Annotated in this window: 10 protein-coding genes; 2 read left to right on the top strand and 8 right to left on the bottom strand. The window is 50.6% G+C overall.

Going from position 1 to position 11,752, the window contains the following annotated elements; genetic code table 11:
• Positions 1 to 899: 899 nt before the first annotated feature.
• From LBJ36_10400 to LBJ36_10380, 5 genes are all read right to left on the bottom strand, one after another.
• Positions 900 to 1,712 carry a 4Fe-4S binding protein gene (locus tag LBJ36_10400; GenBank protein MDR1379444.1) on the bottom strand — a complete coding sequence of 271 codons (813 nt, stop codon included), beginning with the start codon at positions 1,710 to 1,712 and terminating at the stop codon, positions 900 to 902.
• A gap of 27 nt (positions 1,713 to 1,739) precedes the next feature.
• Complete coding sequence (locus tag LBJ36_10395) at positions 1,740 to 2,972, bottom strand: aminotransferase class I/II-fold pyridoxal phosphate-dependent enzyme (protein MDR1379443.1); 1,233 nt, start codon at positions 2,970 to 2,972, stop codon at positions 1,740 to 1,742.
• 227 nt (positions 2,973 to 3,199) lie between these two features.
• Positions 3,200 to 4,270 (bottom strand): tRNA 2-thiouridine(34) synthase MnmA, encoded by a 1,071-nt coding sequence (mnmA, locus tag LBJ36_10390; GenBank protein MDR1379442.1) that lies wholly within the window; start codon positions 4,268 to 4,270, stop codon positions 3,200 to 3,202.
• A 33-nt stretch (positions 4,271 to 4,303) separates the two neighbouring features.
• A complete protein-coding gene (gene cysK / locus LBJ36_10385; GenBank protein MDR1379441.1) occupies positions 4,304 to 5,233 on the bottom strand; it encodes a cysteine synthase A in 930 nt (309 codons plus the stop codon).
• Between the two features lie 375 nt (positions 5,234 to 5,608).
• Entirely contained in the window at positions 5,609 to 6,043 is a 435-nt protein-coding gene (locus LBJ36_10380; GenBank protein ID MDR1379440.1) for an Rrf2 family transcriptional regulator, read from the bottom strand.
• Between the two features lie 290 nt (positions 6,044 to 6,333).
• On the opposite strand from LBJ36_10380, the gene pgm reads away from it, so the two are divergent.
• A complete protein-coding gene (gene pgm, locus LBJ36_10375; protein ID MDR1379439.1) occupies positions 6,334 to 7,980 on the top strand; it encodes a phosphoglucomutase (alpha-D-glucose-1,6-bisphosphate-dependent) in 1,647 nt (548 codons plus the stop codon).
• Between the two features lie 93 nt (positions 7,981 to 8,073).
• On the opposite strand, the gene LBJ36_10370 is transcribed toward pgm, so the two are convergent.
• The 3 genes from LBJ36_10370 to LBJ36_10360 all read right to left on the bottom strand — a co-directional run bounded on the left by LBJ36_10370 (position 8,074) and on the right by LBJ36_10360 (position 10,144).
• Positions 8,074 to 8,511, bottom strand: coding sequence for a hypothetical protein (locus tag LBJ36_10370; GenBank protein MDR1379438.1), 438 nt, complete (start codon positions 8,509 to 8,511; stop codon positions 8,074 to 8,076).
• Positions 8,512 to 8,588: 77 nt separating this feature from the next.
• Positions 8,589 to 9,560 carry a phosphatidylglycerol lysyltransferase domain-containing protein gene (locus LBJ36_10365; GenBank protein ID MDR1379437.1) on the bottom strand — a complete coding sequence of 324 codons (972 nt, stop codon included), beginning with the start codon at positions 9,558 to 9,560 and terminating at the stop codon, positions 8,589 to 8,591.
• A 14-nt stretch (positions 9,561 to 9,574) separates the two neighbouring features.
• Positions 9,575 to 10,144: a methyltransferase domain-containing protein gene (locus tag LBJ36_10360; protein MDR1379436.1), complete on the bottom strand. Its 570-nt coding sequence runs from the start codon at positions 10,142 to 10,144 to the stop codon at positions 9,575 to 9,577.
• 451 nt (positions 10,145 to 10,595) lie between these two features.
• On the opposite strand from LBJ36_10360, the gene LBJ36_10355 reads away from it, so the two are divergent.
• Positions 10,596 to 11,576, top strand: coding sequence for a site-specific DNA-methyltransferase (locus tag LBJ36_10355; protein ID MDR1379435.1), 981 nt, complete (start codon positions 10,596 to 10,598; stop codon positions 11,574 to 11,576).
• Positions 11,577 to 11,752: the final 176 nt, after the last annotated feature.

Below are 11,752 nucleotides of genomic sequence, written 5' to 3'. Positions count from 1 at the left end.
AAAAAATCTTCGAGATGGTGCACGAGGTAACTCTAAACACTTTAACAATGGGTCTTCAGCAGCGAAGCTCCGAACAAGGAGAACGTTCAACGACTATCCCGGAAGGGAGTAGGGATAAGTGTCCCGAAAAGGTAGGCTCTCTGTTTATAGATTTATGAATTTATAGATTTATAAATTTGCAGAGATGAAGATATAGTCTGCGCTCATACGAAAGTATGAGGAGTTCATGAGTGAAAGCTCTTAGAACCGGAGAAGAGTAGCGAACTTCTTTGAACATGCAAAAGACGAAGTAGTTCCAAATGTTTTAGTAAAACTTAACAATTCGAGCAGCACGCGGAAATGATGAAAATAAACATCTATCAAGAGCTATAGCAGAGCAGAATCTTTATGAGTTCAGGCAAGAACTGACTTATCAAGCAGAACGAAGAGGAATCAAGTTAGTGATAACCGATAGATTCTTTCCGAGTTCTAAGACGAGTTCTAAGACGAGTTTTAAGACGAATTCTCAGACGAATTCTCAGAATGGAAAGCGGAGTATTTTTATGTAGTTTTTCGGTGTGCTCGAATTTAAGCCTTAGGAATTATAACGTTTTTGCATCGGTGGCGACTTGTATAGCGAACTCAGGAAAAAAGGTGTTTTGACCGAAAGGGGAGAGGACGTTGGCCTGGATAAAAGCGCGGTTCGACTGCGTATAACCAGCGAGATTCAACCGTTATTGAATATCCTGAACCAAATTTAAACGGTATTCCTTGGTCTTAGAAAACCTTCCCTTGTAGCAGATGTGTCAAGCGTCAGGGAAAATGTCCAGTCGAATTATTCAGATCGAATTATTCAGATCAAATTATTCAGAAAATTCCCGGTGAGGCATTCAATACACGCCGGGAATTTGTTTCTGTCATTATGCCAATTTTTTTAAGTCGTTTTTTCCTACGGCGTTTTTCGACCCGAAATTTTGACAATGGGCAATGCCCTCCTTTGTCACGGAAGAATGCCCGTAAATCTGGCGATCCCTGCCCACGGGACAGACCATAGTACAAACGCCGCAGGGGTAGCGCAGTTCGTTTTTGAGCTTCTGATGATATTCCGCGCATTTATTCTTGTTCATATCCGCTACCACTGCCCGGGGGATTGTCGTGAAAGCGCCCACCGGGCAATTTTTTTTGCAGACGCCGCATTGAAAGCACAGATCTTTTTCGATCACTTTGTCCGGTGGCAGTTCTACATCCGAGAGCACTGAAACAAGTCTCACTCGGGGGCCGTACTCCGGGGTCAGGAGGGTGTGGTTGAAGCCGATGCTACCCAACCCCGCATACTTCCCCGCCAGAACGTGGGAGAAAGCAGCCTCCGGTTTTCGGACCAGCACCGAGATGTCGCCGTAACAGTCCCTGGGGAAAAAGAAAGCCCTGTGCCCCAACGTATTCAAGAAGTTCGCGAGTCGATAGGCGACCTCGTCCAGCAGCCGGTTTGTTGTGTTGTAAAGTTCGGAGTAAACTACCGAGGGCGTCGTCTCGATCATGGGAAGGAAAATTTGTACACCCATCACGATCACCACACGGCTCCAGGGCCAAATATCTGTTGGGAAAAAAGCCTGGTCCGTTTCCCGGTACTCCTCCCAGCGCTCCACGCTAGCCACGCCCACGAGGTTCATCCCCAACTTTTGGGCCTCACGCTTGATTTTTCGCTTTAGCTCTGATCGCTCACTTCCCGGCATAAAAAATCTGCTCCCTATATTCAAATTTTAAATTTTCTCCAAGGCCTGGGAAAAATCCTCGATAATGTCGTTTTCGTCTTCCAGACCGATAGAAAAGCGGAGCTGTCCCTGCGCGATCCCAGTTTTGTCCAGCTCTTCTTTGTCGTAGAAGCGATGAGACGTCTTGACTGGATAAGATACTGTGGTGGCAGTCCCGGCGAGGCTGGGAACAAAAGAAATCATGCTCAAGGCCTTGATCAGGGCGGATGCCTCCGCCACTCCGCCTTTCACGTCAGCGCTGAGCATTCCGCCGTAGCGCTCCTGGGCGAACTGACGCTTTGCCCGTTCATGCGACGGAGAGGAAGGAAGTCCAGGATAAAACACTTTTTCCACCTTGGGATGGAAGTCCAAGAACCGCGCCACGGCTAGAGCGTTTTTCGAGTGTTTTTCCACCCGCAGCTCAAGAGTGCGCAAACTTCTGGCCAGCAGCCAACAATCCATCGGGCTTGGCACGGCCCCGTACAGCACTTGAAATCTTTTGATCGTCTCGGCGAGTTCGGCGCGGGTCACCGCGACCCCGGCCGTGATGTCGCTGTGCCCCCCCAGATACTTGGTGGCGCTGTGCAAAACCACGTCCGCCCCCAGCGAGAGAGGTTTCACCAGCACAGGGGTCGCGAAGGTGTTATCCACCAACAGCAGAGCTCCTCCCTCGTGTGCTGTTTTCGCCGCCGCGGCGATGTCGGGAACCTCCATAAGGGGGTTGTTGATCGTTTCTGTGTAGAGTAGTTTCGTATTGGGGCGGAAGCTGGCAGCCAGATCCTCTCTCAGAAGATTGACAAAGGTGACCTCCACGCCAAAGCGAGGCAGCTCGTTGGCTAAATAATCGTACACGCCGCCATAGAGAACGTTGGACGCGATTATGTGATCTCCGGACTTGACGAAAGATAAGATTGAGGTCGTGATGGCGGCCATGCCGGAGGAGAACACGAGAGCCTTCTCTCCACCCTCCGCTGCGGCTAGAATCCGAGAAACCGCGTCCGCGTTGGGATTCGCCGATCTGGAGTAGATATAGCCATCCGCCTCTCCCTCGTAAATCGCGTCCACTGACGGCACGTCGTCGAAGGAGAAAACAGAAGTCAAGTAGATAGGGAACGTTTCGGGGACAGACGCGGTCTTCGCCAGCTCTTTACAAACCTGGCCGTCGCCGGTGTGTATCAGCTTCGTGGACAAATTTTGACTGTTCATGGTGTTCAACCATTCCGATCCTTTCAGCGTACTCATACCTACTTATAACCTAGCAGATACTTTTCGCATAGTATTTCTCGCATAGTATTTCATAGAAGGTTACAACTAGAAGGTCACAACTAGAAGGTCACAACCGTTCGGATAACTGGGTTAACAGCCACCGCACGGCCTTGGTTTTCGGCTATAACGTCAGCAGTTATTGAAACGCGTATGAATCATCTACCAGACTCTAGAAGCAATCGTCAAAAACAGAAAAAAACAGGTCAAAGAATCGTTCCGCCCCCCACAACTCGATCCTCGTCGTAAAGAACGACCGCCTGGCCGGCGGCGATGGCGCGTTGAGGTTCGTCGAACTCAACCCGTATTGTGTCCTCTCCGGTCCGCTCCACCGTAGCCCACTGTTCGACCTGTCTGTAGCGAGTCCTTGCTCGAACCCTCAGCGTCGATGAAGGCGGAGTGTAAATCCAGTTGAGCGAGTGAGCGAACAGGACCTTGGAGTACAAAAATTGATCTTCTCCCAGCGTCACCGTGTTCATCGCCGGGTCTTTGGCACAGACATAAAGAGGACGAGCAAAAGCGATGCCCAAGCCCTTCCTCTGTCCGATGGTATAACAGATCAATCCCTTGTGCCGCCCCAGGACGTTGCCCTCCAGGTCTACAAAGTTTCCTTCCTTGGAGGGGTTACCTCTGTAATGTCTGATAAAGTCCGTGTAGCTTTCCTTCGAGACGAAACAAACATCCTGACTCTCTCGTTTTCGCGCGTTGAGAAAGCCCTGGGCCAAAGCAATCTCCCGCACCTCTTTCTTCCGAAGCCCTCCCAGAGGAAACAGTGTATGGGCTAACTGCTCCTGGGTCATGGAGTAGAGAAAGTAACTCTGGTCCTTCGTATCGTCCAGGGCTTTCAACAAAAGGAATCGCCCCTCCGCGCCGTCCTTCTCGATTCGAGCATAGTGTCCCGTCACCAAGAAAGAGTACTCCAGCTCCTTGGCCCGCAGGAAGAGCTTTTCGAACTTGATATAACGATTACAATCGATGCAAGGGTTTGGAGTGAGGCCCTTCTCGTAAGCCTCCACGAATCTTCGGATCACCTGCTCGATGAAGTCTTTTGAAAAATTGAAGACATAGTGAGGAATCCCCAAGCGATAAGCCACACCGCGAGCATCGTCCGTGTCCTTCAGCGAACAACAGACGTCGTCTCGGTCGATCCCAATGTTCTCATTAGAGAACAGCTTCATTGTGACGCCAACGCAATCGAAGCCGTTCTCCTTCATTAAATGAGCAGCGACAGAACTATCCACGCCGCCGCTCATAGCGATCATCGCGTTTCGATTCATTCTTTAAAAAACGTTCTTTTAAAAAACGTTAAGTCACTCCGCGAACATGGGCGTTGAGAGGTAACGCTCCCCGGTATCCGGCAGCAACGCCACAATCGTCTTCCCAGCGTTTCCAGAGCGTTTGCCTACCTGGGTGGCGGCCCAGAGCGCTGCTCCCGATGAAATACCCACCAGAAGCCCCTCTGTTCTGGCAATCTCTCGCCCTACGTTGAAGGCGTCTTTGTCCTCTACGGCGATGATCTCGTCGTAGATGGAGGTGCTCAACACCTCAGGAATGAAACCTGCTCCAATCCCCTGGATCTTGTGGGCGCCGGGCGTCCCTTTGGAAAGCACAGGAGAGCCCGCGGGCTCCACGGCCACGATCTGTAGCTTCGGGTTCTTCGACTTCAGAAACTCTCCCGCTCCCGTGATTGTGCCACCCGTACCGATGCCAGAGACAAAAACGTCGATTTGGCCGTCAGTGTCCTCCCAGATCTCGGGACCGGTGGTCTCCCGATGGATGGCAGGATTAGCTGGATTGGTGAACTGACTCGGTATGAAGCCGCCAGGCGTGGACGCCGCCAGTTCATCAGCTTTGGCGATGGCCCCCTTCATGCCCTTGGCTCCCTCCGTGAGCACCAGCTCCGCCCCATAGGCTTTGAGAAGGTTGCGACGCTCCACGCTCATGGTCTCCGGCATAGTCAGGATGATTCGATACCCCCTGGCCGCGGCCACGGCGGCCAAGCCGATGCCCGTATTGCCGCTGGTAGGCTCAATGATAACCGCGTTGGGTTTCAGCAAACCCTTGGCTTCCGCGTCGTCGATCATGGCCTTGGCGATGCGGTCCTTGACGCTTCCGGCTGGGTTGAAATACTCCAACTTCGCCACGAGTCTGGCAGAAACTCCGTTTTGCGCTCCATACCTCGCCAACTCTAACAGCGGGGTTTGACCGATTAAATCCGTGATTTTAGAATATACTGGCATAAGAATAATCTCCTTTTGTCGCAACGACAGCAAATGCGGCTTTCATGATGCGCTCCAAACTAGAAAAATTAGAAAACTCATCCTTTTCGAGTCCTTCCTTCGAATCTTTCTTTCAGACCGCCCATTCAACAACATGGGGGGTGCCGGAAGCAAGGTCACCCGGACGACAACACCTTTGCCCGCTACAAAACCTGGATATTAACAGCTTTCGTAAAATACCCTGCATGCCGCCTTCCCTCGCTCTATGTATTTTAAACATATAAACTTAGTAAGATATAATAGGACTCTCTATGCTTCCTGTCAATGCCGCTAATATTGATGGATTTCGCATCGTTGGATTTCGCGTTGTCGCGACAAACGGCGGCCTCAGTGGCCTCATATGTAATATTGTCCACCATCTTGTTTGTGGTGTTCGTCTAGCATATCTTGGAGGGTGATGCCATCTAGATAGTCCGTGATAACCTTGCCTAATCCCTGCCAGACCTTCAATGTCATACATTCGTTGCTGCGGTTACAAACCTCGTCGTCTTCCACACAGGCCACGGGGGCCAGGCTGCCCTCTGTCAACCGAAGGATGGATCCCACAGTGTAGAAGTCAGGGGTTTTCGCGAGTTTGTAGCCACCTTGAAAACCTCGGGCCGTTTTCAAAACGTCGGCGTTTTTCAAAAGCGTTATAATTTGTTCGAGGTAATTTTTGGAAATGCCCTGTCTTTCTGCCACGTCCCTCAAAGCCACGAAATCGTCGTTTCCGTGCTCCGCCAAATCTAAAAGCATCCGCAGAGCGTAGCGGCCTTTCGTCGATATCCTCACGTCCATCACCCCTGCAAAAAAGTTAATAATAAGTTACATTATGCCATCGTTTTCCTAAAGATTCCAGATGAGAATCCAGGATCCGCGCGATGCTCGCGTTCTAGACAGGTAACGAGTGATGACTCGGAAGAAACCCTCGCCGCCCTCATGTATAATGGCAACGAGATGTGAGAGGTCGCGTTGATGGATTTCCGTCCGAGAAATACCGGAAAAAAGCGCGTGAATAGGGTGGAGAAAAGTGAATAGAAAATGAGACCGTTCGATCATTTGATAAAAGGAGGACTGTTCACATGAGTGTATCACCGCAAGCGGGAAAACCTGTTTCCCCGGAGATGTTGGTCAACATTCCTCGTCTCGTCAGCGAATATTACACGAACAGACCCGACCCCGCTGAACCGTCCCATCGTGTGGCGTTCGGAACGTCGGGTCATCGCGGGTCATCATCACGAAACAACTTCAACGAAGCGCATATTATGGCCATCGCTCAGGCGGTGGCGGAACACCGCAAAGCGGCAGGAATCACCGGACCCCTCTTCGTCGGCATGGACACCCACGCCTTGTCCGAGCCCGCCCTTCGCACCTGTGTAGAGGTGCTGTCCGCCCACAATGTGGAGGTAGTCGTCCAGAACAACCTCAGCTATACGCCGACACCGGTCATCTCTCGCGCTATTCTGGTCTGGAATCGGGAGCGCAAGGACAGCGGTACGGCCGACGGACTGGTGATCACGCCGTCCCACAACCCGCCAAACGACGGAGGTATCAAGTACGATCCACCCAGCGGCGGTCCCGCTTCTCCAGAGATTACGATGGCGATACAGAACCGCGCCAACGAGTTGATCGCCTCTGGAGAACAGATTCGCCGGCTGCCCTTCGAGAAAGCTCTTTACGCTCCAACGACCCGTTTTTACGATTATGTTCTCCCTTACGTCCATGACCTGCGCCACGTAGTGGACATGGACGTGATTCGAGAGTCGGACGTGCGTATTGGGGTCGATCCTATGGGTGGCTCTGGAGTAGGGTACTGGGAACCCATTTCCAGTATTTACGGGCTGAAAAACCTAGAGATCGTGAACAAAGGTGTGGATTTTACCTTTAGCTTTATGACCTTGGATCACGATGGCAAAATCCGTATGGACTGTTCTTCCCCCTGGGCGATGGCAAGTCTGGTGGCGATGAAGGACCGGTTTGACGTGGCTTTCGGAAACGACACTGACTTCGACCGCCACGGTATCGTGACGCCATCGGGTCTGATGAACCCCAACGCTTACTTGGCCGTGGCGATACAACATCTTTTTAAAACGCGCCTCGCCTGGAATAAGAACGCCGCGGTGGGAAAGACCGTGGTGTCAAGTTCGATCATTGACAAAGTGGCGAAATCTTTAGGGCGCCGACTCCAAGAGGTGCCGGTGGGCTTTAAGTGGTTTGTGGACGGGTTGTTGGATGGGACTCTAGGGTTCGGTGGTGAAGAAAGCGCGGGAGCTTCCTTCCTGCGCGGGGATGGAACCACCTGGACCACAGACAAAGACGGGTTTATCATGGATCTGTTGGCCGCGGAAATCACGGCGGTGACGGAGAAAGACCCGGCGCAACACTACGCCGACCTGACTCAGCTTTACGGGACGCCTTTTTATGAGCGCATCGACGCTCCCGCCACACCCGAACAAAAGGCAATTCTCAGCAAGCTCTCGCCTGAAATGGTGCGGGCGGACACTCTTGCTGGGGAAAAGATCCGAGCCAAATTCACTGAGGCCCCAGGCAACGGCGCCCCCATCGACGGACTAAAAGTCGTTACCGAGAACGGATGGTTTGCCGCGCGACCGTCGGGAACGGAAGATCTTTATAAGATCTACGCCGAAAGTTTTATGGGAGAAAATCACTTAAGACAACTGCAAAACGAAGCTCGACAAATTGTCGCCGACGCCATCGAGAGACATTAAGGCAGGTTTGACGAAAGCAGGTTTGACGAAAACCTGTAAACTCCCTTTCCCTCCTAAACGCAGAGGGAAAGGGGGTCGGGATTAAAATTGCTTTTATGGCATTTTCTGCTCGTCAGGCATAAGATTGAAAAACGCCTTGACGAACTTATTGTGCCGGGCGTAGAGATCGCCATCGGCGGGTAAGCTCCCAACTGACTCGCGAAGGCTATGTTCCTCGTCCACCAGTTTTCCCAACAGCCTCAGAGCCTCGGCTTTATACTGGACACGGGCTTCACTCTCGTTCGAGATCCTGCGGCGAAACTCCGCTATCTGAGTGGACATCTCGTCTCGTTCTTCCAGTACATGCTTGTAACGCATGCTCAAATGGTTGTATTGTTGCGTTATGTCGTTCAATTTCCGCGTCAGGTCCTCGCTCTGTCCCTGATTTGTTTCGATGGGTACTTCGATAGGTACAAGGCTAGGGAAGGATTCCACCTCCTGGGGCACGAGAATCCCCGCGTTCAATTCCTGCATTTCTTCTACAGTCAACATATGGCGACATCCTTTCCCGTTTTATGCCGTAAAACTATTAGTGATTTTTTAGTGTACTAATAACTACCTATAACTATTTAACCCTGCCAATAGGCTCGGTATTTTTTCAGAAAACCTATAGGGTTATAGGACTCCTTGGCCTGTCGGATCCCTGGAGAGCCCATGTCCTGTTCTCGGTTCACGGTATCAAAACCGGAGGTATGAGCCAGGAACATCTGATTGATGGCCTGGTACACACCCTTGTAGCTGTCCAAACCCTTTTCAAAGTGGATGACCACTGTGCCGTTGCCCAAGTCCTCGGCGACGGTGTAGGCGATCGTCTTGCCCTCGATCGAAAGGGAACCGCCCAAAATGCCGGGTAAGTTTTCCCATTGATCCAGGACCCGTGCGATCGCGATGTTTTCCGCTACCAAGCCTGGCGACTCCTCACAGCCTCGCCACTCGCACCACTCCTGCTGCATGTCACGTATGGCCCCGATACACTTGAAACAGATGGGGGAGTAGGTGTAGTTGTAGAGTTTTTGAAACTGGTTTAGCAGATTTTTCTTTTTGTGCATCTTATTGCCGGAGAGAGAGACCATTTTCTCGCAACTGTAAAGGTATTCCCACTCGGAGCGTTGCTCTTCCAGGTGGACGCGCCCTTGGAGCCGCTCTGTCCAAATGTCCGCCAGGCCCTGGGGAACACGCTCGAAAACTGTACCGGGAGCGACGGTGTTGTCGAGAACATCTGCCCAATCGGAACGGTTCCAGTCGCCCACCGGGGCCCAGTAGATGGGTTCCACGCCGTTGGCCAGTCGCAGCCAACAGAGGTCGTGATCGAACGCCCACTCATACCGCCGCTCTTCCGACCAGCCCCATATATTGATGAAAGAATAGTCCGAAGCTTTTTCACTGGAAAGCGCGAAGAGCGCGGAATATTCTTCTCTGCGGGCCATAGAAAGCGGTGTGAAACGTAACCCCGAACCGAGTCGAAAAGCCCCTGGCTCAATATTCAGCTTAACGTCCTGCCGAACGTCTTGCTGGACGTCTTGTTCAATGTCGATATCCATATTTTCGAGACTCCTCATTTGTGGGCTTTCGTACACTCGTAGAGAAAAGCGGGAGGAACGTTGCGCAGGACGAAAGATATTTTCACGCTTCCAAAACGTTTCTCAAAGTAGGGTTTCATGTGCCTGGAGTATTGATAAGCGACCAGCTTTCCGCCGGGCTTCAGGCATTTGTCCACAGCATCGAGAATGGAGGCCGTCACGCGCGGCGGCAGTACCGCGAAAGGCAAGCTGGAAACGATGTAGTCCAACTGCCGGATATTCCGTTCCTCCATGATCTCCGGCAATTTCTGGGCATCGTCGTAGACTTTGAGACTGTCGTGTTCCTTTTCGATGATGTTTCTCAAGGCCGGATCGATCTCGAACACCAACACGTTCCCCCCCGATTTCAGATTTCGCACGATGGCTCGGGTGAAAACTCCCGTGCCAGCGCCCAGCTCCGCTACATACCGTGCGTCGTCCCACACAATTCTATCCATCACCGCCCTTGTCAAAAAGGGCGAGCTGGGTATGACGCTACCCACTTGGCGCGGAGCGCCCACGAAACGCCGCAGGAAAACCACTCCTTCAGTCATCCGTGAAGTCAATACCTTGCTTTGCTTTTGCAATTTTTCATAATACCCTATCACTTCGCTGGAAACCTCCGCCTATTCGGAATGTATGGATAAATCGTAAGCGTTCAAACCTCATACCTTGGCACAATCAAAACTCCTTGGACTCGAACATTTACAATAAATCCTTATAGCATTATACTCCATTGGCGATCTTCTCCAAACTTGCCCCTGTATGATTGGGGTAATGCGCGGCAGCGCTCCCGATTGTCACCTGAGTCTTGCGGTGAAAGATATCGCTGTAGCCTTCGATGAGGTCTATGATGAGGTCTATGTGATATCATCAGCTTGCTTGAGTCCGTTGAGTCCGTTGAGTCCGTCCGTTGAGTCCGTTGAGTCCGTCCGTTGAGTCCGTTGAGTCCGCTCAGATAGTGTAGAGTGACAGAAAAACGGCATCGCCTACTTGTCGATAGGGGGGGTGAAAAAAATGCCAGTTAAAACAAGAAGTAATGTTCAGAAGATGGTTTTAAAAATGACAAATGACTATGTCATTCCGGCTGCTGAATCGACGCTATATAGAGATATATTCGGCAAAACTTCATATGAGATTATATTGCCAACCTATAGCCATCGAAACGGTTTGCTTTTTACTCACAATAGCGTTAGTTGGCTAAAAACAATTTATGATGAATCTATCGATGTGTTATTTGCCGATCCGCCATATAACATCAAGAAAGCCGATTGGGATAAATTTGATTCACAGGAAGAATACATTGCTTGGTCAATACAATGGATTAAAGAAGCCTCTCGTATTTTGAAGCCTGCCGGATCATTATATGTTTGTGGTTTTAGCGAGATCCTTGCCGATATCAAGCATCCCGCCATGAAGTATTTCGCGGGTTGTAAATGGCTTATTTGGTCTTATAAAAACAAAGCAAATATGGGAAATGATTGGGGACGTTCCCATGAAAGTATATTGCACCTTCGCAAGTCTAAAAACTATAAAATGAATGTTGACGATGTTCGGATTCCATACGGGGCACACACATTAAAATACCCGTCACACCCGCAGGCTGAAACGAGCCAATACGGAAATGGACGCAAAACCACAACTTTGTGGAGGCCGCACCCTATGGGAGCGAAACCGAAAGACGTTTTTGAGATACCCACAATCTGTAATGGGATGCCAGAAAAAACAAATCATCCAACACAAAAGCCAGAAGAACTTCTTAGGAAAATTTTGTTGGCATCATCGAATCCTTTCGACGTTGTACTGGACCCTTTTTCCGGATCTGGAACCACCTTAGTTGTCGCCGAGCAGTTAGGTAGAAAATGGATTGGTTGTGATAATAATTTTGAATATAACGAATGGGCTATTGAGCGGTTAGATAATGTCATGTATCGTTCTGTTGAGGAATGGATTGAATTTGATAAAGCCAACGCAAAAAGGAGAGAGTCGATCAGATGACTTTATCTCAAATTGTCCATTGGGCAGGCTGAATCCTCTCGACGGAGTTTATTACTGTGATATGCGCCCCAAACTGTGATATGCGCCCCAATATGAGAACTGATGGGATTTTGAAGAAGCATATCAAAACTCTCGACCATTTGCTTGTCGATGACATTTGGGCTTTCCGATGAGTC

The organism is Synergistaceae bacterium, from assembly GCA_031267575.1.
Lineage (GTDB): Bacteria > Synergistota > Synergistia > Synergistales > Aminobacteriaceae > JAIRYN01.
Note: the sequence above shows the minus strand (reverse complement) of the source record. Positions and strands in the feature narration are given on the sequence as shown.